The organism is Ruegeria profundi, from assembly GCF_001507545.1.
Lineage (GTDB): Bacteria > Pseudomonadota > Alphaproteobacteria > Rhodobacterales > Rhodobacteraceae > Ruegeria > Ruegeria profundi.
Window position 1 is genome coordinate 45,230 of the sequence record NZ_LQBP01000005.1, and the last position, 23,082, is coordinate 68,311.

Sequence of the window (23,082 nt, forward strand, 5' to 3'; positions counted from 1 at the left end):
ATGTTCTTACTTTGTTCTAATTGAGAATCATGCCCTGAGTCGAGTCCGCACTTACCCGCAGGTCAGCCGCTGAATGATCCCGGAGCCGTTCACGTAGATGTTCAGCCGGTCGATGCGATAGTCCTGCGTGGCCAAGTCATCGGGGCCCAGCACGCGGGACCGTTCCGGCAGGCTGGCTTGAATGGCCGAGACCGGCTGGCCTACGGAATCGGCAAAGGGATCCCCTTTGCAGAAGGCCAGGTCCACCGGGGCGGCTTCAGGCTCAGTAGGGCCGGGCTCGGGCAGGTCGGTTTCAGCGCAGGCGGCTAGGACAATCAGGATCGGGATAAACCGGTGCATTGGCGCTCCTCTTTTCGGCAATGTCGTTTCTGAAATATCAAAAGCTTACAGAGGCTGCCATGAAAGCGCAGTTGAAAACACCCTGTAATTGACGCAGGGTCGGGTCAAACAAGACAGGGAGATAAGCACCATGCGTACCCGTGCCGCCGTTGCCGTTCAGGCTGGCAAACCTTTGGAAGTGATGGACGTAAACCTAGAAGGCCCCAAGGCGGGCGAGGTTCTGGTTGAGATAAAAGCGACCGGTATTTGCCACACCGATGAGTTCACCCTGTCAGGTGCAGATCCAGAAGGCTTGTTTCCTGCCATTCTGGGCCACGAAGGTGCGGGCGTTGTGCTTGAGGTCGGCGCTGGCGTGACCAGCCTGAAACCGGGCGATCACGTCATCCCGCTCTACACGCCCGAATGTCGTGAGTGTGAGTACTGTCTGCATCCCAAGACAAATCTGTGTCAGGCGATCCGTGAAACCCAGGGCAAGGGCTTGATGCCCGACGGCACCTCGCGGTTTTCGACGCTGGATGGGGATCCAATCCTGCACTACATGGGCTGCTCGACCTTCTCGAACCACACGGTTCTGCCGGAAATTGCGTTGGCCAAAGTGCGCGAGGACGCTCCCTTCGACAAGATTTGCTATATCGGCTGCGGTGTGACCACGGGCATCGGTGCGGTGATTAACACTGCCAAGGTCGAAATCGGCAGCCGCGCCATCGTGTTCGGTCTGGGCGGCATTGGCCTGAACGTGATCCAGGGCCTGCGTCTGGCCGGGGCAGATCAGATCGTTGGTGTCGACCTGAACCCGTCGAAGGTCAATATGGCGACCGCGTTCGGCATGACCGACTTCGTGAACCCCAAAGAGGTCGAAGGCGATCTGGTTCCCTATCTGGTCAACCTGACCAAGGGCGGGGCGGATTACACATTCGACGCCACCGGCAATGTCGGTGTGATGCGCGACGCGCTGGAATCGGCGCATAAGGGCTGGGGTGAATCGATCATCATCGGTGTGGCGCCTGCAGGCGCCGAGATCTCGACCCGTCCGTTCCAGTTGGTGACTGGCCGCTCATGGCGCGGCACCGCGTTCGGCGGTGCCCGTGGCCGGACCGATGTGCCAAAGATCGTTGACTGGTACATGGAAGGAAGGATCGAGATTGACCCGATGATCACCCACACCATGGGGCTGGACGAAATCAACAACGGGTTCGACTTGATGCACCGGGGTGAAAGCATCCGGTCGGTTGTTGTGTATTAACAACCCTAAATTGACAGGGCGGGGTTTGACCCGCCCCTTTTGATTCTTATCTTCAGGTCATTGTAAATTTCTGAATTGAGGGACTAAATTGACCAACAAGACAACGGAACGCTTGGCTGTTCTGATTGACGCCGAGAATGTCCCGGCGAAGCATGTTGCCGAGATATTTGAAGAAGTCGCCACCTTGGGTGAGGCTAGCCTGCGCCGAATCTATGGTGACTTTTCGGGCGGTATCCCGCAAGGCTGGAGCGCTGAGAAACTGGCGGAATACGCCATCGTTCCTCACCAGCAATTCGCCAACACCACAGGCAAAAATGCCGGAGACATTGCCCTGGTGATCGACGCAATGGACATTTTGCATTCTGGCCGCTTCGACGGGTTCGTTCTGGTGTCCTCAGACAGCGATTTCACCCGGCTGGCCAGTCGTATCCGCGAACAGGGGTTGAGCGTTTTTGGGATTGGTGAGCGCAAGACGCCCAAGGCCTTTGTCGCAGCTTGCAACCGGTTTATCTACATCGAGAATATCAAAAAAGAAGAAGCGCAGACCAGCGGTGCTGAAGGGAAAACAAAGAAGCCTTCTGTCAAACAGGATCTGAACCACGCATATCAGCTGATCCGGAATGTTGTGCTCAAATCTGAAGACCCGGACGGTTGGGTCGGACTCAGCGGGGTTGGTAGCCAACTCGGCATGAACTACCCGGATTTCGACACGCGCTCCTACGGATTCAAGCGCTTGAGTGACCTGGTACGCGCAACCGGGAAGTTCGAAGAATCCAGCGAAAACGGGGGCCTAAAGATCAGACCAAAGGATAGGTAAGGGTTTACGTATCGCGGCCGCGCTAAAACATTGGCCGGGCTGATGCCCCCGTATCCGACCGCGGTGACCGCACGCGCAAGACTGGCGTATTCGCTGACGTGTTCGCCCGGCTTTCACGCCAGACGACAAACACTCCAGATGCGATGATGATACTGGCCCCCACGGCGACCCAGCTGTCCGGGCGTTCGCTAAAAAAGATCATGCCGAACAGCGTTGCCCAGATGATCTGGCTGTACTGGCTGGGGGCGACAACCCCGGCAGGGGCCGCACGGTAGGCCAGAATGATCAGGTGTTGCGCGATAACCGAGAAGATTCCAACCAATGCCATCATCGCCAGATGTAGCAGAGACGGAGGTTGATAAACGGCGGGTTGTACGAGACTCATGACTGCGATCGCCAGCAGCATCGGATACAGGATCAACACGGCCGAGCGTTCCTCGTTCCCGATTTTTCGCACCAGAACGGATGCAGAGGCGCTGCAGAACGCAGCCGTCAGCGCCGCAAGGTGGCCCAGGGTGATTTCGGTTGCGCCGGGTCGCAGGACGATCAGAACACCGATCATACCGACGCCGACCGCCGCCCAGCGTTGGCCGCGAACGACCTCACCCAAAACCGGAATCGACAGGACGGTCACGATAAGTGGGAAGGAGAACAGCAGCGAATATACCTCGGCCAGCGGAAGCACTGAAAACGCATAGAACGCGCAGACCATGGACGTCACCATCAAGCCTGAGCGCAGCATAACCAGCCACGGGTGATGCGGCAGGAAGTTTCCTGTTGTCCGGTCGGTCAGGATCGTCACAGCCATCGGCACAAAGGAAAAGAGCGTGGCGAAAAAGATGATCTGCATCACCGAATACGTGCCACCCAACACCTTGATCAGGGCATCATGGCTGGCAAAGACAGCAAAACCCAAAAAGGCATAGCCAAGGCCGCGAAGGGTGGTATTTTGAGTGCTCATCGCTGCGGCCCCAGGTGATGTATCGGCGTTACCGTCGCAGCGCGGGTGGTGTTCCGGCTGTCGTGTCTTGAGTAAACACATTTCAGTGGGGCGCATAGCCCCTAATTTACCGCTAACATTGCATACCCGCTATGTACCGGAATCATCGCAGGACTGGCGGCGCGTCTTTAGGCTGACGTGCGGACTGAACCCCCGCCTTCATGCCCGCTCCGATCCGCCGGGCAAGCGCACTCCACGGAGTAGCCGTTTCCGGTGGCAACGTCTGAGTGGCGACTTCTTCGAACAGGTCCAGCCAATGGGCGAACATCTCGGGTTTCACGTCTGGCCGTTCGATATGAACCCGCTGTGGATTGCCGTCATAGCAGCGCTCGAACAGGATGGCGTTTCGCCAGAAGGCGGCGATCTTGTCCTCATGCGCGGGCCAGTCGTGGACGTGCGTGTTGAAAACGGGGCCAAGCACCGCATCCCTGCGCACGCGGGCGTAAAACGCACGGACTTGCGCGTTGATCTGGTCCGGCGTTGCAGGAAAGCGCGGCGGCAGGGTGGGTCTGGTCATTGGGCTCTCGGTTTTCGACTCTGATCAGGGCCATATCCGGTTCAGGGGTCACACGACAGGAGTGGTTTTGTCGCGCGGGTCCGGCGTCAGAAGATGCCGCAGCAGGGCCACCGGATGAGCCCGCAGGCTGAGGCGCGTGGCAACGTAATCCTCGACCACCTGTTCGCCCAGGGTCATTTGGGGCAGATAGGCCTCGGGTTCATCCAGCACCTCGCCCTCAAGATCCTGCGAGAACAGCGGCAAGGGTTTGGCGGTTGCAATCGCCTTGGCCTGCCACAACGCCTCGCGCCGGGTCAGGTCGCAGGCGGCAAAGGCGTCGGCCTCGGCCAGCCGTTCGATCACCGCCGGACCAAGCCCGGCACGGCGCCAGACGTCATCGATTTGATGGTAGCCATTGCCGCGCGCGGCAGTCAGCCAACTGGCGTCTTCCTCGCTGAGACCCTTTATCTGGCGGAACCCCAGTCGCAGGGCCAGACCGCCATGGCCGTCAGGCTCCATCACATTGTCCCAGAAACTGGCATTGATGCAGACAGGGCGCACCTGCACGCCATGCTCGCGCGCATCCCGCACGATCTGGGCAGGGGCGTAGAACCCCATCGGCTGTGAGTTCAGCAGCGCGCAGGCGAAAATGCCCGGGTGGTGGCATTTGATCCAGGCCGAGGCATAGACCAGCAGCGCAAAGCTGGCCGCGTGGCTTTCGGGAAATCCGTAGGACCCGAAGCCTTCGATCTGCGAGAAACAACGCTCGGCAAAGTCGTCGTCATAGCCGTTGCGCTTCATGCCGCGTAAGAAAAGCGCGCGGAATTCGCTGACACTGCCGTGTTTCTTGAATGTCGCCAGCGACCGCCGCAGCCGGTCGGCCTGTTCCGGGGTGAAGCCTGCACCGACAATGGCGATCTGCATCGCCTGTTCCTGAAACAGCGGTACACCCAGTGTTTTGCCCAGCACCTCACCCAGCGCGTCCGAGGGGAAGCTGACCTCCTCCTCTCCGTTCCGACGGCGGATATAGGGGTGGACCATGTCGCCCTGAATGGGGCCGGGGCGGATGATGGCGACTTCGATCACCAGATCATAGAAATTGCGCGGCCGCATCCGAGGCAGGAAATTCATCTGCGCACGTGATTCCACCTGAAACACGCCCACCGAGTCCGCCTTACACAGCATGTCATAAACCGCCGGATCTTCGGGCGGCAGGGTGGCAAGGGTATAGCGGGTCTGGTGGTGCTGACCGATCAGATCGAACGCCTTGCGAATGCAGGTGAGCATCCCAAGGCTGAGAACATCGACCTTCAGAATACCCAGAGAGTCGATATCGTCCTTGTCCCAGCAAATGACGGTGCGGTCCTCCATGGTGGCGTTTTCGATGGGGACAAGTTCGTCCAAACGCCCCTCGGTGATAATGAACCCGCCCACGTGCTGCGAGAGGTGGCGGGGGAAGCCATCGATCTCATAGACCAATGATAGAGTCTGTTTCAGGCGGTGATCTTCGGGGTCCAAGCCAATCTCGCGCATCCGGTGCGCCTCGAGTCCGACGGTCGAGAAGAAGCCCCATAGCTGCGATGACAGGGCCGAGATCGTGTCTTCGGTCAGGCCCATGGCGCGCCCAACCTCGCGAATGGCGCGTTTGCCACGGTAATGCACCACCGTAGCACAGAGGCCCGCGCGGTCCCGGCCGTAGCGATCATAGATGTGCTGGATCACCTCTTCGCGACGTTCATGTTCGAAATCCACGTCGATATCAGGGGGTTCGTCGCGCGCCTCGGAGACAAAGCGTTCAAAGACCATTGTGCCCAGCTCGGGGCTGACTTCGGTGATGCCAAGGCAGTAGCAGACCACCGAATTGGCCGCCGAGCCGCGCCCCTGGCATAGGATATCGCGGGACCGTGCGAATTTGACGATGTCTCGGACGGTCAGGAAGTAGGGTTCGTATTTCAGCTTGCCGATCAGGGTGAGCTCATGGGCCAGCATCTTTTTTGCCTTGTCCGACGCGCCCGCCGGGTAACGCCATTTCAGCCCCTCATGCGCCAGACGGTGCAGACGTTCGGTCGGGCTTTCCCGCTCGCTACCCTCGCTGGGGTATTCATAGCGCAGTTCGTCGAGCGAGAATGTGAGCTGTTCGCTAAGGTCATGCGCGCGGGCGATAGCCCCTTCATGCCCTTTGAAAATGCGCAACATCTCTGGTTCAGAGCGGAGACGCTGTTCACCATTGGCAAGCGCCTCACGACCCAGATCGTCGACCTTGCGGCGCAGGCGGATGGCGGTCAGCACGTCGGCCAGTTTGCGGCGGGTGCCGTGGTGCATCATCGGCGTGGCGCTGGCGAGCGTGGGGATGCCAAGCTGCTTTGATTCAGTCTCTAATAGGTCGAAATATGCAGTATCTGCCCCATCATACCGAGGATGCATTAGCAGATGCATCCGTCCGGCAAAGCGGCGCGTCAGCTGTTGTGCCTGTGTCCGCCAAGCGTTCGCGCCGCCCGGAGACCGGGTCGCGTGTGGCCAGAGCAGCAGGTGAAGACCGTCTGAGAATTCCATCAGGTCCGACAGGTGCAGGATGCAGTCACCTTTCTCGGCGCGCAGACGGCCGGCGGAGAGAATACGGCACAGGTTACCCCAGCCTTGACGGTTGAGCGGCAGGGCGGTGACGGTGGGCGCGTCGGTAAAGATCAGCCGCGCCGCCGGGATCAGGCGCGGCACCGCGTGGATCGGGTATGAAGGCGGTTTGGGGATGTGATCGGGGCAGGGTGGGCCGATGGACGTATTCTGCGCCTCCCACTCCAGCCGTTCACGCACCTTGCGGGTGATCTCGCGCCCCCTTGTATGGGCGCGAACGATCCCGGCGACCGAGTTGTCATCGGCAATGGCAATGGCGGGTAGGCCCAGGGTGACGGCGCGCTCCATATACTCCTCGGGGTGTGAAGCCCCGGTGAGAAAGGTGAAGTTCGATGTGATCGACAGCTCGGCATACATGGCGATTCCACATTATATTCACGTTTTGTTCTTTTTCGAGTCCTTTACGCCAAAATCAATGCTCATCGGTCAGAATGACGCTCTCGGTCCAAGATCGTGCAGAAAAGCATGTGCCGCGCATTTCTCAACGCGCGGCACATGATTGTAAGTCACTCGCGTGACTTGATAAGAAGATCGCAGCCCGTTGCGGCGTGAACGGGTTAGCCGTCCAGCCCCTCGGGCTTGCCGACAATTGTGAAATGCAGACCTTCGGGGTTGAGCAATTCACTTGCGACGCGGTTCACCTCTTCCAGTGTCACCGCGTTCACCTTGTCGTTCCGCGTGGCGATATAGTCGATGGGCAGATTTTCCATCTGCATCCCGACCATGATCCCGGCGATACGACCGTTGCCGTCAAACCGCAGCGGATAAGCACCAGTCAGATAAGTCTTCGCGTCGTCCAGCTCTTTCTGGGTGACGCCCTCGGTCGCGGCGCGAGCCCATTCCGCGCGGATCACTTCAACCGCTTCGGCAATACGGTCGTTGGAGGACGAGACCGACCCCAGATAGACTGACGCCAGATCTTTTGGCACTAGGTAGGTTGCAATACCATAGGTCAGGCCACGTTTTTCCCGCACTTCCTGCATCAGGCGGCTTTCGAACCCACCGCCACCAAGAATGTGGTTCAGGATAAAGGCGGCAAAGAAATCAGGATCGTCGCGATCAATTCCAGCATGACCAAACAGCGCAACCGATTGCGGCGTGTCGAACTCAACCACGCTCACGCCACCGGGGATGTTTACCTCGGCCCGCTCTGGTATGGGTTTGCCTGTCTCGGGCAGATCGGCCAGCAACGTGTCCAGCAGCGCGCCAAGTTCTTCGGCAGTGATGTCACCCACGGCGCCGACATAGAGCCTATCCTTGGCGAAAACACTGTCATAAGCGGCCACCACGTCATCGCGCGTCAACGCGCCGACACTTTCGATCGAGCCTTTGCCCTCGGACCCGTAGGGATGATCGCCGTAAGCCATCCGCGCAAAGTTGCGCCCCGCGATATCGTTGGGATCGGTCTGGTCCGACCGCAGGCCAGACAAAATTTGCGCCTTTACGCGCTCCACAGCATCTTCGTCAAAACGTGGTTCGTGGATCGTGGTGCGCAGCAGGTCGATCACTTCGTCGCGGTTTTCGGTCAGGAATTGCGCCGAGATCGACACTGAATCATCCGATGCGTCATATTGAAAGGAAGCGGCCAGAGCTTCGAGTTCGCGCGCGTAGGTCCGGGCGTCCATGTCACCCGCGCCTTCTTCGATAAGGCCGCTCATCAGGTAAACAGCGCCGCGTTTGTCCGGATCATCCAGCGACGTGCCGCCACGAAAACGCAATTCCAGCGCGGTGAACGGGATCGAATGATCCTCGACCAGCCAAGCGGTGATGCCACCGGGCGAGGTCACTTCCTTGATCTCAATCGCAGCCCAAGCGGGCAGCGCGATGACAAAGGCAATCAGGGTTGCGAAGATCCGTTTCATTGCGTCACCTCATCGTCTTTCATCAGCCAGCCAGTGACGGAAGTTTCAAGCTGCAGAACCTCGCGCGCGGCTGCAATGATCTCATCCCCGGTCACGGCTTGCAGGATGTCGGGCCAGGCTTGCACGTCTTCGACCGTCAGGCCACTGGTCAAAGCGCGGCCGTAGCGGTTGCCAATCCCGTCCACATTGTCGCGCGCGTAAATCTGCGCGGCGCGCAGCTGCATCTTGATCCGGTCCAGATCATCCTGGTTCACACCTTCGGCAATGAAATCGGCAACGGCCTGATCCATTGCATCTTCGGCCTCTTGCAGCGAAACGCCCTGCGCCGGAACAACCAACAGATCAAAGGTCGTATCGTCCAATGAAACGCCACGATAGAAAGCCCCGGCATAAACAACCTTTTGCTGCTCGAACTGAAGCTTTTCATTCAGATACGACGTGGTGCCGCCGCCCAACAACTCAGACAGCAAATACAGGGCAGCCGCTGTTTCCTGTGCACCCGGATCACGCTCTGGTGCCAGATAGCTTCGTTGGACATAGGGTTGCGCAACACGCGGGTCTTTGTACGTCAGCCGTCGTGCTGCTGTTTGCGGGGGCTCTTGCGCGCGGTCCCGCCGCGACACATCCGGGTTGGCCGGGATAACGCCGTAATATTGCTCGGCCAGGGCTTTGACATCATTGGGTTTAACGTCGCCCGTGACCACAAGAATAGCGTTATTGGGTGCATAATTGTTTTGGTAGAAGGATAGTACGTCCTCCATACCCAAGGTCTCCATCTCATGCCGCCAGCCGATGATCGGCACAGCGTAACCATGGTTCAGATATTGCGCGGCGCTCATCTGCTCGCCGAAAAGGGCGCGGGGGTTGTTGTCTGTGCGCTGGTTCCGCTCTTCGAGGATCACGCCGCGCTCGGTGGTGATGTCTTCTTCGGTCAGACTCAGATTGCGCATCCGGTCCGCCTCCATCTGCATCATCAATTCCAATCGATCTGCAGCAACACGTTGGAAATAAGCGGTGTAATCATAAGACGTGAACGCGTTGTCATTCCCGCCATTGGCCGCGACGGTGCCCGAAAACTCACCCGGAGCCAGCGTGTCGGTGCCTTTGAACATCAAATGCTCAAGGAAATGTGCAATGCCGGACGTACCCGCAGGCTCATCGGCTGATCCGACACGATACCAGACCATATGCTGCACAACAGGCGCACGGTTATCTTCGATGACGACGACATCCATGCCGTTGTCCAGCGTGAATGTTGTAACCGCCTCATGCCCTTCTTTGGCAATCAGGGGGCTGGCGGCGAGCAGGGCGGCAGATAATGCCAAAGCCCGAACCATGGGGCATCCTCCGTTTCGTTTGGTGCTATTCAAACTACGATGGTGCGGCGCAGGTTCAAGGCCGATGACGGAAAGTTAAGGTTTATTCATTCGCCGGAGGCGCGGAAGGCGTTTCAAGCCCGGCGCGGCGCGCGGCTTCGTTTTGCGCGGCAGCATCAAGCGCTTCGCGGCGATAAACCTGCTCGTACCGATCCACTTTGAACAGGCGCAGACGCGTCAAACGGCCTTGTTTCCTGCGGAACTCAGCATCTTCGGTTTCGATGACCTGCCGTGTGTTGGCGGGAACGCCATAGCGGCTTGAGGCCGTGACCAGCGCGGCGTCGCTGGACGGAATCGCGGTATTGGGGTTCAAAGCCGCCTCGCTGCCGCCCAACGCCACGATGGCATCCGCTTTGGGGTTCGGGTCGGTCAGGTTGGCGCCGCCCGGCGTTGGGGCAGGCAGGAAATCGTAATCCTTGGGCTGCGTCAGCGGTTTGACTGGCATGACCGAGAACTCATCCGGGCCGTCTCCGGGTGCCTCAAGGTGGCGCAGGCCGATGTTCGAGCATCCGGCAATTGTAAAAGCCAATGTCACAGCAAGTATGGAACGCGGCAACCGCATCAGAGTCTCCAGCCTGTTTGTGGCGCTTTTATCCCATTTCGTAGGGGAGGTCACGAGGGCTTTTTCCCATCAAACACCACAAGCCCGATAGCACCGGCAAAGATAAACACATCGGCCAGATTAAAGACAAACGGGTTGTTTATGCCGCAGCAGGACATGTTCAGGAAGTCCAGCACAAAACCGTACAGCACCCGGTCAACCACATTTCCAAGCGCGCCACCAATCAGCAACCCGCCGCAGACAAGCATGAGTTTCGTGGGTGCTGTCCGCATCAGCCAGACCAGAACACCGACCGAGATCGCCAGCGAAATGCCGATCAGCATCCAGCGGGCGGCCTCGGAATTTCCTTGGAACAGGCCGAAATTGATGCCCCGATTCTCGCCGTATTTGAAGACCAGAAGCGGCGGCAGAATGTCGATATTGCCCTCGGCCACGCGCAAAACGTGGACGACCAGATACTTGCTGATCTGGTCGATCAGGAACGCGGCCAGCGCCGCCCAGAGCAGAAAGCGATAACGCATCAGTGACGGAAGTGGCGCATGCCGGTGAAGACCATGGCAAGGCCTGCATTGTCCGCAGCGGCGATCACCTCATCATCGCGCATCGAGCCACCGGGCTGAATCACGCAGGTGGCACCGGCTTCAGCGGCCTCCAACAAACCGTCGGGGAAGGGGAAGAATGCATCCGACGCCACGGCAGAGCCGATGGTCAAAGGTTGCGCCAATCCCAGCGCATCGGCCATGCGTTCGGCTTTTTTGGCGGCGATCAGGGCCGAGTCGACCCGGCTCATCTGACCCGCGCCCACACCGACGGTTGCGCCGTCCTTGACATAGACGATCGCGTTCGACTTGACGTGTTTCGCCACTTTCCAGGCAAACAGAAGATCGCGCATCTGCTCTTCTGTCGGGGCTTTCTTGGTGACGACTTTCAGATCATCCAAGCCAACAAAGCCGTTGTCCTTGTCCTGCACCAGCAGGCCCCCGGCCACCTGCCGTACGGTTTTGCCGCCGGCGGTCACGTCCGGCAAACCCTCGGTCGTCAGCAGGCGCAGGTTTTTCTTGGCGGCAAAGATCGCCTTTGCCTCATCCGATGCTCCGGGGGCGATCACAACCTCAGTGAAGATACCGGTGATCTCTTGCGCAGTCGCGGCGTCCAGCGGTTGATTCAACGCAACGATGCCACCAAAGGCCGAGGTCCGGTCACAGTCGAAGGCGGCTTTGTACGCCTCAAGCAAGGTCGCACCCTTGGCCACTCCGCAGGGGTTGGCGTGTTTGATAATGGCACAGGCCGCGCTTTCTGACGGATCGAACTCGGCAACCAACTCGAACGCAGCGTCGGTGTCGTTGATGTTGTTGTAGCTCAGTTCTTTGCCCTGATGCTGCACGGCGGTCGCCACACCGGGACGGTTGGTGCCATCGGTGTAGAACGCGGCCTGTTGATGGCTGTTCTCGCCATAGCGCAGGGGCTGCTTCAATTTTCCGGCAAAGGCGCGCCGGGTGGGTGTGTCCAGTTGCAGCGCATCCGCCATCCAGTTCGACACGGCAGTGTCATAGGCAGCCGTGCGCGCGTAAGCCTTTTGCGCCAGCCATTGACGGAAGCCATACGATGTCTTGCCGTAATTCTCTTCCAACTGATCCAGCAGGGATGAGTAATCCTCGACATCAACCACCACGTTAACAAAAGCGTGGTTTTTCGAGGCCGCGCGGATCATCGCCGGGCCGCCAATGTCGATGTTTTCTATGCATTCATCGTAGCCCGCGCCTTTGGCCACTGTTGCCTCAAACGGGTAGAGGTTCACAACCAGCAGGTCGATCGCGCCGATTCCGTGTTCCTCCATCGCCGCAACATGGGTGTCATTGTCGCGTAGGGCCAGCAACCCGCCATGCACCATCGGGTGCAGGGTTTTGACCCGGCCATCCATCATTTCGGGGAAGCCGGTGATCTCGCTTACGTCTTTCACCTTTAGCCCCGCATCGCGCAGCGCTTTGGCTGTGCCGCCGGTCGACAACAGCTCAACCCCGCGCTCGGCCAGTGCCTTTCCCAGTTCGACCAGACCGGTCTTGTCGGAGACGGAAAGCAGCGCGCGGCGCACGGGGTGAAGATCAGTCATGGGTCCAAAGGTCCTTTTGGCGTCAGTCGAAATCGGGCTCGTCCCGGTGCAGGTCGCGCACGGCATAGGCTGTATCCTGTGCCTTGCTCAACGTCCACTGGATGCGCGTCGCATACTCCATTGCGCGCCCGGATAGAACGATCTGTTTTGTCGCGCGTGGCTTCAACCGGCCTTTTTCGAGATAAACGCTTGGTTCAACGGTTAGTTTTGCAGCACCATCATGACGGAAAACCCAGATTTCCCCGCTTTTGAGAGCCATTGACACCGCCGCACCGCCCAGATCAATGGCCGCATCAACATCCGGATGCAGGTGAAACCGGATGTCATAACCAATCCCATTCAGGCCCGACGCATCCAGCGCCCTGTCAAATTGCCGTTTGGCCTTGTCGCTGGCGGTCAGCAAAATATCCTCGCCCGTCAGCTCGCGCCCGTCGAAGCGCAGTTCGAACGTGCGGGCGTGGGTCAGACCGAAAACCTTGGTATAGCCGTCATGCCCGGCCATGAAGCGTGCGCCTTCCATCGGCTCTTCAAACTCCACCGGTACATCCTTGGGGGCGTCCACCAGTGCCTCGCTGTCGCTGCCGGGTCCTGCATTCGCCAATCGGGCACTGGAATACCCATCAAGACATAGCGTCGAATGAGACGGCGTCGCCCGTCCGGCCCGCCGCCATTCCGCACCGAAAGTTTCACCGGACCCGCAGTTCACAATCAACGGCCGCCGGCCTGATGTGAGTTCAAAGGCAAGGGTAGACGCGTGCGCATTGTAAGATGCAGCCCCTGTGGGCGGCGCGCTGGCGTCCAGGATCACACTTGTGCGCCCTGCGTAAAGGCGCGCGTAGCCCATCGCCAGACCGGATGCGGGCTGGGGTCGAACGCCGCTTTGGGCGAGGGCCTGATCCAATCGCCCCTCGACGCCGCGGCCCCCGCCATGAAACCGGGCAAGGGCGCCATCGGAATGGCGCAAGCTGCGCAAGGTGGGCGCGATGCGCTTGATCGCGTCGGCCTGCGCGCCGGGCGTCCCCCGCCCCAAAGCGCTGAGCGCGGCCGAGGTCCAGGACAACAAAGTAAAGACTTCCAACAGTTCTTCGGGATTGCGGGTGGAAATCCCACCCTGCCGGTCAACTTGTTTCTCGCATTCCTTTGCAAGGGCGCGCAGGGCCGGGTCTGACATCTGTTCCAGCCCTTTCAGCGCCAGCCCGGCCTGCACCAAACCGGCCAGCGCCTCGAATCGCGGCAGGCCCGGCGTGGCTGCGTGCCAGCGCTTTGACAGGAACCATGTTTGTTGTGCCAACGCGCGGAAGAACAGACGGGTTCGCTTTTCATCCGCACCCCGCAGCAGGAAGGCCGCGTGATTAATCCAACGCATCACGCGCCGTCCGGTCAGATCTGGGGCCCATCCGGGCCCATGCCCGCGCCCATGCGCTTCGATCCAGCCCCAAACCCAACGCTGCGCCTTGTCGCGCGCCCGCATGTCTCCGACTGCGGCAAGATCATCCAGCCAGGCAAACCCGTGGCGCTCGTTGTCAAACCCGGTGCTGGGCGCGGTAACGTCCCACAGATCTGTATCTTCAGCCTCGACCAGATATCCGGCAAACAGCAAATTGCCCGCAACCAATTGCCGCCCGCGCGCAAACGATCCAACGGTACGGGGTTCAGGCTCGGTCACGAAGCCGGTGACTGCCTTGCGTCTCTGGCTGAGCCGCGCGTACAGGCGGTTCTGAAACCGCGTCCACCGGTTTGTCATGGTATCTGTCTTTGACATGACGCTCGTTACTCTGCCCCTTGCGCTCTGCTGGCGCCTGAGACCCAACGATAGACCGCGCTGGTCGTCAAGTCACCGAAAAGCGTGCCCTTAGGCGGATTTGTTCAGGCAGGCGATGTAGAAGCCATCCATCCCGCCAAGGTCTGCCCAGTAATCGGGCCGCAGGCGCAAGCCGCCCTCTGGCGTAATCCATTCCTGATCCACACCGGAAATCTTCAGCGCTTCGCGGTCGACCGTCATGTCGGGGTGTTGATCCAATGCCTCTTCAATCTGCACCTCCCCCTCGTCCGGCAGCAGCGAGCAGGTGCAGTAGACCAGCCGCCCACCGGGTTTCAGTAAGGTCCAGGCATGGGCAAGCATCTGCGTCTGCAACGCGATCAGTCCGGCGAATTCCGAGCCGTCCTTGGCAAAGGGCAAATCGGGATGCCGCCGAATCGTGCCAGTGGCCGAGCACGGCGCGTCGAGCAGGATGGCGTCGTACTGGCCCTGATGCTCTAGCGCATCGCCTGCAATGACATTTGCTTGCAGATTTGTGCGCTTGAGATTCTCGCGGACTTTTTCCAGACGCGAATCCGAAATATCCAGCGCTGTGACAGTCGCCCCGGCAGCGGCCAGTTGCAGCGTCTTGCCACCGGGTGCCGCACAAAGATCCAGTAAGGTTTCTCCGGCCCGTGGTGCCAGAATGCGCACTGGTAAAGCCGCCGCGGCATCCTGCACCCACCAGTCACCCTTGGCGAACCCCGGCAGGGTCGAGACCTGCCCCGCATCGTGAACACGAAGTGACCCGGTCGGCAGCGCCTCTCCGGGTCCGGTTGCACCCGGCTTGACCGTGATATCCAGTGGAGCGCCAGCGAAATGGGTACGTTCCATTCCTGCGACGGCGTCCGCCCCCCAGGCCGCGATCAATGGCTCGCGTAGCCAATCGGGCATACGCGGTACACGCATTTTGGGCCAGGCCTCGGGTCCTTCGGCGGCCACTTTACGCAGAACCGCATTCACCAGACCCTTGAGCCGCCCATGCTTGCGCGACCGGCCCACGATTTCGACCATGGAATTAACCACGCCATGTGCAGCTTCACCCAAGCACAGCTCAACCGCGCCCAGACGCAGCGCGTTCCGGACAGTCAAAGCGGGCGTGCGATTCAGATGGTTGTCCAGCAACCGGTCGGCGCGTTCAAGCCCGCGAAGGGTTTGCAAGGTCAGACGTTGCGCCCGGGCGCGATCGTCCGGTGCAAGCCGGTCCAACGCGCCGGCGGCCAGGCATTCAGGCAAAAGCCGCCCTTCGCCCAGTATTTGATCCAGCAGATAGATCGCGCTGCGTCGCGCCGCTGTTGCGTTGTCGGACATAGAACCGCCTTTGATTATAAACGCGTCCGCATTGCCAACAGCGGACGCGGGCGTATATCAAGCCCATGCACGGAAAGGAACCCGATGTCATGAGTGACGACCGCAAAGACCTGCCCCCTGCCGCCCAACGCGCACTGGCCGAGGCGGAAGAGCGCCGCAAGAAAGCCGATACCGAAGCCAAGAAGATGCCCAGGGAACTGGGTGGTCGCGATGGGCCCGACCCCGCACGCTATGGCGATTGGGAGAAAAAAGGCATCGCGATCGATTTCTAATCCTCCGACCCGGTGACGCGCGAAAAAGACGCTAAACCGGTGGTGTCGTACATTTGAGTCAACGCGCACCGCCTGTTGTGCAGGCCGTGCCGTGACCGGTTCATAGCCCCAGCACATCAACCATATCGTACTGGCCGGGCGTCTTGCCTTGCCCCCACAGCGCTGCTTTCAGCGCGCCGCGAGCAAAGATGGCGCGGTCAGTGGCAAGGTGGCGCAGCACGATCCTTTCACCGGGGGCGGCAAAAAGAACGTCATGCTCACCCACGATGTCACCGCCGCGAATGGCGTGAAACCCGATGTCGCCCCTTTTGCGCGCGCCGGTGATGCCATCGCGGCCCCTGTCGGCCACATCTGCCAGCTTGACGCCCCGCCCTTCGGCGGCGGCCTCACCCAGCATCAACGCGGTGCCCGAAGGAGCATCGACCTTGTGGTGGTGGTGGCCTTCGATCACCTCGATATCAAAATCCTCATCCAGCGCGGCGGCGACTTTTTTGGTAAGTTGCACCAGCAAGTTGACACCAAGGCTCATGTTCCCCGCCCGTACGATGACAGCATGGCGCGCGGCAGGCTCTAACGCTGCGATCTGGTCCTCGGTCATTCCGGTGGTGCCGATCACATGCACGCAACGCGCCTGTGCCGCCAGAGCAGCAAATCCCAGTGTCGCCTCAGGCGCTGTGAAATCAATCACCGCCTGTGCCTGCGCGAAAGCCTCCAGCGGGTCATCGGTCACTTTGACACCCAGCGCCTGAGCACCCATTGTTTCGCCTACGTCCTGACCGATCCAGTCATGACCCTCACGCTCGACCACTCCGACCAGACGGGCGTGGTCGCTGTCCGAAACAGTCTTGATCAGCATCTGCCCCATGCGGCCCGAAGCCCCTGTGATAACGATCCCCGGAATATGGGTCATTGTGCTGGTCCTTTCGTATTTGTCGGCTCAAAGCCTCCTACCCCGTTCGCGCCCGCTTGGCAAAGCCCTGCTTTGGGCTTAGATCGGGGGTATGGCAAAGAACAAATTCCACGATGGCCCCGGCCCGTCCCAACGACAGCTGCGCGTCGGCGAGCTGATCCGCCGCACCCTGTCCGAGGTTCTGGCGCGCGGAGATGTCCACGACCCCGACCTGAATCGCATGTCCATCACTGTGGGTGAGGTGCGCACTTCACCCGATCTGAAGATCGCGACGGCCTATGTGCTGCCCCTAGGTGGCAAAGGGCAGGAGGACGTGATTGAACTGCTGGCCCGCAACAAGGGTGAATTGCGGCGCGTGGTTGGCAAGAAGGTCGGCCTGAAATTCTCGCCCGATCTGCGGTTCCGTCTGGATGACACGTTTGATCGTCTGGACGACACACGCCGCATGTTTGAACAGGACGCGGTGCGCCGCGATCTGGACGAGTGATACGCGCACTTATCTCCTTGGGCGCTGTCCTTTGGGCCGCGCAAGCTGCTGCGGTGACCTGCGAAAAGGTGACCCATGAAGAAAAGCGTTACACGGTTTGCGAAGTGGATGCGTCCGAGGCAGACCTTCGCCTGTTTCTGAAGGATGAAAATGGCGAGTTGCTGGGGCATTTCTCCTCGGTGAACGAAGTGCTGGCCGCCGACGGCAAACGTCTGGCTTTCGCGATGAATGCGGGCATGTACCACGATGACCGCTCACCCGTTGGCCATTATGTCGAAGATGGTCAAGAACAGATGCGCGTGATCCCCAATGCAGGGCCGGGCAATTTCGGCCTGTTGCCCAACGGAGTGTTCTGCATCCGTGACGGTCGCGCCGACGTGTTCGAAACGCTGGACTACGTAGATCGGGCACCCTTGTGCCGCTTTGCTACCCAGTCCGGCCCGATGCTGGTGATTGACGGGGAATTGCATCCGCGTTTTCTGCCTGATTCGACCTCGCTCTATGTGCGCAATGGGGTGGGCACCAGCGCGGATGGGGCGCGGGCGGTGTTTGCAATCTCGGACGATTATGTCACCTTCCACGAGTTTGGCAGCCTGTTTCGCGATGTGCTGAAAACTCCGAACGCGCTGTTTCTCGACGGCAATATTTCCCGAATGTATGAGCGGGCCAGCAACCGGTCTGACATCGGGTTTTCGCTGGGTCCCATTGTGGGGGTGGTAGAAGACGCGCCCTGAAATTGACAGCGGCAGAGCGATCCGCTAGGTCGCGCGCCTCAGCAAGGATCAAGGTGCAAGATGGGACGCAAACGCAAGGGCCGCGACATTTCCGGTTGGCTGGTGGTGGACAAGCCTGCGGGCATGACCTCGACCGCTGTGGTCAACAAGGTGCGCTGGGCTATGGACGCCAAGAAAGCGGGCCATGCGGGTACTCTGGACCCCGAAGCAACCGGCGTTTTGGCCGTGGCTTTGGGTGAGGCGACCAAGACCGTCCCCTACATCACCGATGCGCTGAAAGCCTACACCTTCACCGTGCGTCTAGGACAAGCCACCAACACCGACGATGCCGAGGGCGAAGTGATTGCGCAGAGCGATGCGCGCCCTTCGGATGACGATATCAAACAGGCGCTGACCCCGTTTCTGGGCGACATCATGCAGGTGCCGCCCAAGTTCTCAGCCGTGAAGATCGACGGACAGCGTGCTTACAAGCTGGCTCGCGATGGTGAGGATGTGGAACTGTCCGCCCGCCCGCTTTGGGTTGAGGAACTGGTTCTGGTCGACCGCCCTGATCAAGACCACGTTGTGCTAGAGATGACCTGCGGCAAAGGCGGCTATGTCCGCTCGATTGCCCGCGATCTGGGCGAAGCACTGGGATGCCACGGCCACGTCAAAGAACTGCGCCGCATCTGGTCCGGCCCGTTCGAGGCCGAAGACGGCCTGAGCATCGAGCAGATCGACGAAATGGCCAAGACACCCGCGCTGGACGAGTATCTACACCCGCTGGAAACCGGCCTGACCGACCTGCCAGAGCTGAAGTGCACCCCTGAGGGCGCCACCCGTCTGCGCAATGGCAATCCGGGCATGGTTCTGGCTGGTGACGTGGAATATGGCGATGAGGCATGGGCTTCGCTCGACGGCAAGGCCGTGGCCGTGGGCATATATAAATCCGGTGAGCTACACCCGCACCGGGTGTTCGTCGATTGACCGGCATGCTAGGCGAAGGACATGATCACCCGTTCCCATACCAAAGGCGATGCGCCCTCGACCGCCGTTTACTCTGACTGCGAGAAATATCGCTATAGCCTGACCCGTATCTGGGACCCAGCAGGTCGCAAGGCGCTGTTCGTGATGCTGAACCCATCGACCGCGACCGAGGTGCAGAATGACCCGACCGTCGAGCGCTGTGAACGGCGCGCGCGGGCGCTGGGGTTCGGCGCGTTTCAAGTGACCAACATCTTTGCCTGGCGCGACACCGACCCGCGCAAGATGCGCGCCGCAGCCGATCCGGTGGGGCCGGAAAATGACGCCGCCATTCTGGGCGGAGCAGATTGGGCCGATCAGGTCATTGCCGCCTGGGGCACCCACGGTGCGCATCTGGAGCGTGGCCCTGCGGTCGAAACCCTTTTGCGCGGAACGGGTCTGCCGCTGTTTCATCTGGGGCTGACCAAGGAAGGGCACCCGAAACATCCGCTCTATATCGCGTATACTCAGCAACCCGAACCATGGTGACAAAGGGTTAACCACAAGACCAGCTTGGCTTTGACCAAGCGGTTGATTGCATGGGATATTTACCGTCGGGGCGATGCGTTCACGGAGGGTTCCCATGTTTCTGTTCGGTTTGCTGAGCCTTGCCGCCGTCGGTGGTGCGGCTATTGCCTTGAGCGACGCGTTTGTCTCTGATGACGCGCCTGAAGAGGACGACAGCATTGATGACCAGCCCGACGAAATCTCTGAGGGTAAATTTATTGAAATCGACACGCCTGAGGAAGATACGCTCGAACCTGCAGACCAGACCGAAGCTGAAGAGCAGACCGAGGCGGAAGACTCCTCAACCGGTACGCCCCCAACCGGAACGATTGTGTCCGAGTATCAAGGCGATCTGGTCATTGCTGGCACCGCCGAAGCGGATGTTTTGAACGGGCAGGACGGAGATGATCAGATCAATGGTTTTGCCGCCGATGACATCATTGATGGCGGCGAAGGCAATGACGTGCTGCATGGGGGCGCCGGTTTAGACACCATTTTAGGCGGTGTAGGAGATGACATCCTTCGCGGTGAGGACGGGGATGACCTGATGGCAGGGGGTGACGGCGAAGATACGCTTTACGGCCATTTCGGCGCAGATCAGATGGAAGGGGGTGCGGGCGACGATACCCTTTACGGCGGGCAGGACGATGACACTCTGCTTGGCGGTGACGGCGATGACGCGCTGCATGGCGGTTTCGGCGACGATATCCTGGACGGAGGCGCGGGCGAGGACGTTCTGTTCGGCGGCGATGGCAATGATGTGCTTACCGGTGAGGACCCCGATGGCGAACACGCCCCTGACTTTCTGAACGGCGGTGCCGGAGAGGACACATTTCTGGCAGGCAGTGGAGACATCGTTACCGGGGGCGACGGCGCGGATGACATCATTCTTGACCCCGATGCCGAGGATGAAGCGGTGACCGTGATGGATTTCCAACCCGGCCAGGATAAGCTTTTCGTGTCCTGGGACGGTCAGGATGATCCGGAAATTCAGATCGAAACTGACGCTGAGAACGAAAATCTGGTCCATGTGGTTGTTGACGGGCAGGGTGTTGCGCAGTTGCTTGGCGCAGAAGGATTGACCGCTGACGACATTCAACTGATCTCGGGTGCTGAACTGGCGCACCTGACCGCGCTAAGCTGATTTAAGAAACCCTTTGCCATTCGAAGAAAATACGCCTATACGCGCCCATCCGCATCGGAATCGGTGCGGTTTTCTCCATGGGCCTGCGCTGGACGACATCCCGGCCTGCGCCATTCACGCTAACCTTAAAAGGAGACCCCGATGTCGATCACTGCCGCTGAAAAAGCACGCGTCATGAAAGAATTCGCAACCAAGGACGGCGACACCGGTTCGCCAGAAGTCCAGGTTGCCATCCTGACCTCGCGCATCAACACCCTGACCGAGCACTTCAAGACCCACAAGAAAGACAACCATGGTCGTCGCGGTCTGCTGAAGATGGTTGCCCAGCGTCGTAAGCTGCTGGACTACCTGAAGGGCAAGGAAGAAGCGCGTTACCAGGACCTGATCAAAAAGCTGGGCATCCGCCGCTGAGGCTGGATCGTACCGCTTGCAGATTTGAAACGCCCGCCACTTTGGCGGGCGTTTTTTTGTGGTACAAGATATTACAAGAAGAACCGCAAACGTTTCATTCCGCCGTGCTAGGGCATACAACTTTTTTGCGAACCTACTATTGACTAATCGCGCGGCATTGCGCACTTTGGTGAAAGGCAAGCGCCGGGGCACTCGCAAGCCCAAAAAGCAATGAACACACCCGAAAGTTCGACAATGCTCTCTGTCACAGAGGCTCCCGTCATAATTGCGAGCGTATGGAGCCGTCAGGAGAAAAGCATGTCGCTTGATTTTCAGTCTTACAAATTGCTCAAAACTGCGCTTTGGCCCATCCGGGACCAGATCAAATGGAACCATTTGGATCAGGGCCTTGCTCGAGGGTTTGGTTTCCCGGACTCCTATGGGTTGCAATTAGCCCTTAAATCGCCTTCACCCGACGACAGAACCGTACTCCCGGTTGTGCGGTTTGATGTTGAGGCGTTCCTTAAACGGATGAATGAACTTGGGTATCGTCCAGAGCCAGATTACCGAGATCCACACGCATCCCTCTGGGCCGTAGCGGTAACCGCGCTTTCCATCATCGAACCAACCCGTTTTCTGGAAGTCCTGAAAAGAACCAGCCTATCAGGCCCGATTGTGAGGCTTGATGTGACGTCGGGCGACTGGAAAAAGCAGGTTGAGGGATATCGCGACGCGCTGACGCGTCACTGGGGGATCGGGACGCCCGGCTATCGCGATACAGCGAACGGAAAACCGTGGGTGACCTGGAAAGTTGGAATGCCGCTACGCTGGAAACGTGGGGTCGAGCTGGAGATCGACAATTCCCTTGTCGAAGTCGGCCAGGGAGGTAACTTTTCGCGGAAGCTTGACGAAAGCGACGCCGCGCGCATCAGGGCAATCAAAGCCGAAACCGGCGAAAGCCCAGACGAGTTTTTCAGCCGCATCCTGACTGACCTCCGCCCATACTTTCCGGGTCTTGAAGACAACGATATCGATCCCATCGAGGATGTTACCTTTTCTGAGGCCGGATTGATGGTCCATTGTTCCCTAGACAATCGCCGAACCCTTGGTATGGGGTGTTCTCTCCATTTCGAGAAGATTCCGTTCCGGCATCTGAGATCAGTCGCTTGATATGATTGAGGCGTTGCCCCGCAGTCAATTCGGGGCAACGTTATTTTGATTTAGGGCTCCTTCCCTACCTCTTCGCCTTTTCTGAATTCAGTGCCAGCCGCAGGCAATAGCGCATCATTATTGCCACCGGCGTATTGGGGATTCTGCAGACACCGCCTCAGCTTTCAGGGCGGCAAAACCGCCGCCCAAAATCAGGGCGATGGCAACTAAACGTTACAACGCGCCCCTTTTTAATCCTGAGTCCTGCGCGAGAAAGCCCTCGTTTTTCGCTGTGCCGCGGCCCGCAAGTGGCCGCCAAAGCTTAGGACGTCGGTGCTCTGGTCGGTCTGCGCGCCTAGCGGTTCGGCGTGGTTTACATCCAACCGGAAGGTCGCGCGCATCGGCATCAGGCCGTCGACCACGTTCATTCAGTAATCGGAGGAGTCGATGGTCAGCAGGCTGATCAGGCGGACAGGTTCATGGGAATATCTCGGCGTCCAGTCGCTGTTTAACAGCACCCGGATCATCGAATTGCTCGGGGCTGAGGTCGCGGAACGGATCCTCATAATCCTGCACCGAAGGGTCCGGAAGGTCAGCCCAGCCCAAAGACGCGGCAGGTGCCGCATGGGCCACCGCGACCATAAACGCCGCGAACAGGAACCGCATCAGGGTGATCATCCACATCCTCCGACGGCGGGTCGTTGATACACATGCCTCAATCTAGGTGCTTTGTCTCGCAAGCCCATCCGAAAAGGGCATAGTTTCGACGCTGCGCCGCGCGGTCTGGCCGTTCGGTTTCGCTTTCCTTCGGGTCCATTCTCATGTATGCGCCAGACATCTGAGACGTTGTGCCCTGACCCCGGCACTCGAATGGAAGATAAAGTGGGGTCGGCGGCAATGGGGCCGCCAAGCAAACGGGAGACCCGGGATGCGCCTGGGAGT

The 23,082-nt window shown here is 59.5% G+C and carries 24 protein-coding genes; 10 read left to right on the forward strand and 14 right to left on the reverse strand.

The window, feature by feature from the left end:
• Positions 1–51: 51 nt before the first annotated feature.
• A complete protein-coding gene (locus AVO44_RS10530) occupies positions 52–339 on the reverse strand; it encodes an I78 family peptidase inhibitor (RefSeq protein ID WP_068336518.1) in 288 nt (95 codons plus the stop codon).
• Between the two features lie 130 nt (positions 340–469).
• On the opposite strand from AVO44_RS10530, the gene AVO44_RS10535 reads away from it, so the two are divergent.
• Positions 470–1,582, forward strand: coding sequence for an S-(hydroxymethyl)glutathione dehydrogenase/class III alcohol dehydrogenase (locus tag AVO44_RS10535; protein ID WP_068336520.1), 1,113 nt, complete (start codon positions 470–472; stop codon positions 1,580–1,582).
• Between the two features lie 88 nt (positions 1,583–1,670).
• Positions 1,671–2,399 carry an NYN domain-containing protein gene (locus AVO44_RS10540; RefSeq protein ID WP_068336522.1) on the forward strand — a complete coding sequence of 243 codons (729 nt, stop codon included), beginning with the start codon at positions 1,671–1,673 and terminating at the stop codon, positions 2,397–2,399.
• Positions 2,400–2,421: 22 nt separating this feature from the next.
• On the opposite strand, the gene AVO44_RS10545 is transcribed toward AVO44_RS10540, so the two are convergent.
• From AVO44_RS10545 to AVO44_RS10590, 10 genes are all read right to left on the reverse strand, one after another.
• Positions 2,422–3,360 (reverse strand): DMT family transporter, encoded by a 939-nt coding sequence (locus AVO44_RS10545; RefSeq protein WP_068336530.1) that lies wholly within the window; start codon positions 3,358–3,360, stop codon positions 2,422–2,424.
• Between the two features lie 142 nt (positions 3,361–3,502).
• On the reverse strand, positions 3,503–3,916 hold the full coding sequence (locus AVO44_RS10550) for a group III truncated hemoglobin (protein ID WP_068336532.1): 414 nt from the start codon (positions 3,914–3,916) through the stop codon (positions 3,503–3,505).
• 48 nt (positions 3,917–3,964) lie between these two features.
• The gene (locus AVO44_RS10555) at positions 3,965–6,883 is read right to left on the reverse strand and encodes an error-prone DNA polymerase (RefSeq protein WP_068336535.1); all 2,919 of its coding nucleotides are present in this window, start codon (positions 6,881–6,883) and stop codon (positions 3,965–3,967) included.
• A gap of 200 nt (positions 6,884–7,083) precedes the next feature.
• Positions 7,084–8,388, reverse strand: coding sequence for a M16 family metallopeptidase (locus tag AVO44_RS10560; protein WP_068336537.1), 1,305 nt, complete (start codon positions 8,386–8,388; stop codon positions 7,084–7,086).
• A complete protein-coding gene (locus AVO44_RS10565) occupies positions 8,385–9,725 on the reverse strand; it encodes a M16 family metallopeptidase (RefSeq protein WP_068336538.1) in 1,341 nt (446 codons plus the stop codon). Before AVO44_RS10565 ends, AVO44_RS10560 begins: the two co-directional genes overlap by 4 nt.
• A gap of 82 nt (positions 9,726–9,807) precedes the next feature.
• Positions 9,808–10,326: a DUF3035 domain-containing protein gene (locus AVO44_RS10570; protein ID WP_068336539.1), complete on the reverse strand. Its 519-nt coding sequence runs from the start codon at positions 10,324–10,326 to the stop codon at positions 9,808–9,810.
• A 50-nt stretch (positions 10,327–10,376) separates the two neighbouring features.
• Positions 10,377–10,847 (reverse strand): signal peptidase II, encoded by a 471-nt coding sequence (gene lspA / locus AVO44_RS10575; RefSeq protein WP_068336542.1) that lies wholly within the window; start codon positions 10,845–10,847, stop codon positions 10,377–10,379.
• The gene (gene purH / locus AVO44_RS10580) at positions 10,847–12,436 is read right to left on the reverse strand and encodes a bifunctional phosphoribosylaminoimidazolecarboxamide formyltransferase/IMP cyclohydrolase (RefSeq protein ID WP_068336544.1); all 1,590 of its coding nucleotides are present in this window, start codon (positions 12,434–12,436) and stop codon (positions 10,847–10,849) included. The genes lspA and purH overlap by 1 nt, the downstream gene beginning before the upstream one ends.
• A 22-nt stretch (positions 12,437–12,458) precedes the next feature.
• On the reverse strand, positions 12,459–14,198 hold the full coding sequence (locus AVO44_RS10585; protein WP_068336546.1) for a heparinase II/III family protein: 1,740 nt from the start codon (positions 14,196–14,198) through the stop codon (positions 12,459–12,461).
• A 90-nt stretch (positions 14,199–14,288) separates the two neighbouring features.
• Positions 14,289–15,545, reverse strand: coding sequence for an RsmB/NOP family class I SAM-dependent RNA methyltransferase (locus tag AVO44_RS10590; protein ID WP_068336548.1), 1,257 nt, complete (start codon positions 15,543–15,545; stop codon positions 14,289–14,291).
• Between the two features lie 89 nt (positions 15,546–15,634).
• On the opposite strand from AVO44_RS10590, the gene AVO44_RS10595 reads away from it, so the two are divergent.
• Positions 15,635–15,817 (forward strand): DUF1674 domain-containing protein, encoded by a 183-nt coding sequence (locus tag AVO44_RS10595; RefSeq protein ID WP_068336550.1) that lies wholly within the window; start codon positions 15,635–15,637, stop codon positions 15,815–15,817.
• A 100-nt stretch (positions 15,818–15,917) separates the two neighbouring features.
• Here the strand turns inward: AVO44_RS10595 and dapB are convergent, their stop codons facing one another.
• Positions 15,918–16,727 carry a 4-hydroxy-tetrahydrodipicolinate reductase gene (gene dapB / locus AVO44_RS10600; protein WP_068336552.1) on the reverse strand — a complete coding sequence of 270 codons (810 nt, stop codon included), beginning with the start codon at positions 16,725–16,727 and terminating at the stop codon, positions 15,918–15,920.
• 91 nt (positions 16,728–16,818) lie between these two features.
• Here dapB and rbfA point away from each other — a divergent pair, with 91 nt between their 5' ends.
• The 7 genes from rbfA (at position 16,819) to AVO44_RS10635 (ending at position 22,161) form a co-directional block, all read left to right on the forward strand.
• A complete protein-coding gene (gene rbfA / locus AVO44_RS10605; protein ID WP_068336555.1) occupies positions 16,819–17,214 on the forward strand; it encodes a 30S ribosome-binding factor RbfA in 396 nt (131 codons plus the stop codon).
• Complete coding sequence (locus AVO44_RS10610) at positions 17,211–17,948, forward strand: phosphodiester glycosidase family protein (protein ID WP_068336557.1); 738 nt, start codon at positions 17,211–17,213, stop codon at positions 17,946–17,948. Before rbfA ends, AVO44_RS10610 begins: the two co-directional genes overlap by 4 nt.
• Before the next feature lie 60 nt (positions 17,949–18,008).
• Positions 18,009–18,914 carry a tRNA pseudouridine(55) synthase TruB gene (truB, locus tag AVO44_RS10615; protein WP_068336561.1) on the forward strand — a complete coding sequence of 302 codons (906 nt, stop codon included), beginning with the start codon at positions 18,009–18,011 and terminating at the stop codon, positions 18,912–18,914.
• A 21-nt stretch (positions 18,915–18,935) separates the two neighbouring features.
• Positions 18,936–19,439, forward strand: coding sequence for a DUF1643 domain-containing protein (locus tag AVO44_RS10620; protein WP_068336563.1), 504 nt, complete (start codon positions 18,936–18,938; stop codon positions 19,437–19,439).
• Between the two features lie 94 nt (positions 19,440–19,533).
• Positions 19,534–20,601, forward strand: a complete 1,068-nt coding sequence (locus tag AVO44_RS10625; RefSeq protein ID WP_068336565.1) for a calcium-binding protein — start codon at positions 19,534–19,536, stop codon at positions 20,599–20,601.
• Between the two features lie 141 nt (positions 20,602–20,742).
• A complete protein-coding gene (gene rpsO, locus AVO44_RS10630; RefSeq protein ID WP_068336567.1) occupies positions 20,743–21,012 on the forward strand; it encodes a 30S ribosomal protein S15 in 270 nt (89 codons plus the stop codon).
• Positions 21,013–21,309: 297 nt separating this feature from the next.
• Complete coding sequence (locus tag AVO44_RS10635; RefSeq protein ID WP_068336570.1) at positions 21,310–22,161, forward strand: hypothetical protein; 852 nt, start codon at positions 21,310–21,312, stop codon at positions 22,159–22,161.
• Between the two features lie 230 nt (positions 22,162–22,391).
• Here the strand turns inward: AVO44_RS10635 and AVO44_RS21035 are convergent, their stop codons facing one another.
• Positions 22,392–22,568, reverse strand: a complete 177-nt coding sequence (locus AVO44_RS21035) for a hypothetical protein (protein WP_157769968.1) — start codon at positions 22,566–22,568, stop codon at positions 22,392–22,394.
• 49 nt (positions 22,569–22,617) lie between these two features.
• The gene (locus AVO44_RS10640) at positions 22,618–22,818 is read right to left on the reverse strand and encodes a hypothetical protein (protein WP_068336572.1); all 201 of its coding nucleotides are present in this window, start codon (positions 22,816–22,818) and stop codon (positions 22,618–22,620) included.
• Between the last annotated feature and the right edge of the window lie 264 nt (positions 22,819–23,082).

Bases quoted from the DNA above. Each gene is read 5' to 3' on its own strand.
- dapB (WP_068336552.1), bottom strand. From the start codon at position 16,727: ATGACCCATATTCCGGGGATCGTTATCACAGGGGCTTCGGGCCGCATG.
- AVO44_RS10585 (WP_068336546.1), bottom strand. From the start codon at position 14,198: ATGTCAAAGACAGATACCATGACAAACCGGTGGACGCGGTTTCAGAAC.
- AVO44_RS10550 (WP_068336532.1), bottom strand. From the start codon at position 3,916: ATGACCAGACCCACCCTGCCGCCGCGCTTTCCTGCAACGCCGGACCAG.
- AVO44_RS10570 (WP_068336539.1), bottom strand. From the start codon at position 10,326: ATGCGGTTGCCGCGTTCCATACTTGCTGTGACATTGGCTTTTACAATT.
- AVO44_RS10595 (WP_068336550.1), top strand. From the start codon at position 15,635: ATGAGTGACGACCGCAAAGACCTGCCCCCTGCCGCCCAACGCGCACTG.
- AVO44_RS10565 (WP_068336538.1), bottom strand. From the start codon at position 9,725: ATGGTTCGGGCTTTGGCATTATCTGCCGCCCTGCTCGCCGCCAGCCCC.
- AVO44_RS10635 (WP_068336570.1), top strand. From the start codon at position 21,310: ATGTCGCTTGATTTTCAGTCTTACAAATTGCTCAAAACTGCGCTTTGG.
- AVO44_RS10560 (WP_068336537.1), bottom strand. From the start codon at position 8,388: ATGAAACGGATCTTCGCAACCCTGATTGCCTTTGTCATCGCGCTGCCC.
- truB (WP_068336561.1), top strand. From the start codon at position 18,009: ATGGGACGCAAACGCAAGGGCCGCGACATTTCCGGTTGGCTGGTGGTG.
- AVO44_RS10555 (WP_068336535.1), bottom strand. From the start codon at position 6,883: ATGTATGCCGAGCTGTCGATCACATCGAACTTCACCTTTCTCACCGGG.
- AVO44_RS10625 (WP_068336565.1), top strand. From the start codon at position 19,534: ATGTTTCTGTTCGGTTTGCTGAGCCTTGCCGCCGTCGGTGGTGCGGCT.
- AVO44_RS10545 (WP_068336530.1), bottom strand. From the start codon at position 3,360: ATGAGCACTCAAAATACCACCCTTCGCGGCCTTGGCTATGCCTTTTTG.
- AVO44_RS10535 (WP_068336520.1), top strand. From the start codon at position 470: ATGCGTACCCGTGCCGCCGTTGCCGTTCAGGCTGGCAAACCTTTGGAA.
- AVO44_RS10530 (WP_068336518.1), bottom strand. From the start codon at position 339: ATGCACCGGTTTATCCCGATCCTGATTGTCCTAGCCGCCTGCGCTGAA.
- purH (WP_068336544.1), bottom strand. From the start codon at position 12,436: ATGACTGATCTTCACCCCGTGCGCCGCGCGCTGCTTTCCGTCTCCGAC.
- AVO44_RS10640 (WP_068336572.1), bottom strand. From the start codon at position 22,818: ATGATCACCCTGATGCGGTTCCTGTTCGCGGCGTTTATGGTCGCGGTG.
- lspA (WP_068336542.1), bottom strand. From the start codon at position 10,847: ATGCGTTATCGCTTTCTGCTCTGGGCGGCGCTGGCCGCGTTCCTGATC.
- AVO44_RS10620 (WP_068336563.1), top strand. From the start codon at position 18,936: ATGATCACCCGTTCCCATACCAAAGGCGATGCGCCCTCGACCGCCGTT.
- rpsO (WP_068336567.1), top strand. From the start codon at position 20,743: ATGTCGATCACTGCCGCTGAAAAAGCACGCGTCATGAAAGAATTCGCA.
- AVO44_RS10590 (WP_068336548.1), bottom strand. From the start codon at position 15,545: ATGTCCGACAACGCAACAGCGGCGCGACGCAGCGCGATCTATCTGCTG.
- AVO44_RS21035 (WP_157769968.1), bottom strand. From the start codon at position 22,568: ATGAACGTGGTCGACGGCCTGATGCCGATGCGCGCGACCTTCCGGTTG.
- rbfA (WP_068336555.1), top strand. From the start codon at position 16,819: ATGGCAAAGAACAAATTCCACGATGGCCCCGGCCCGTCCCAACGACAG.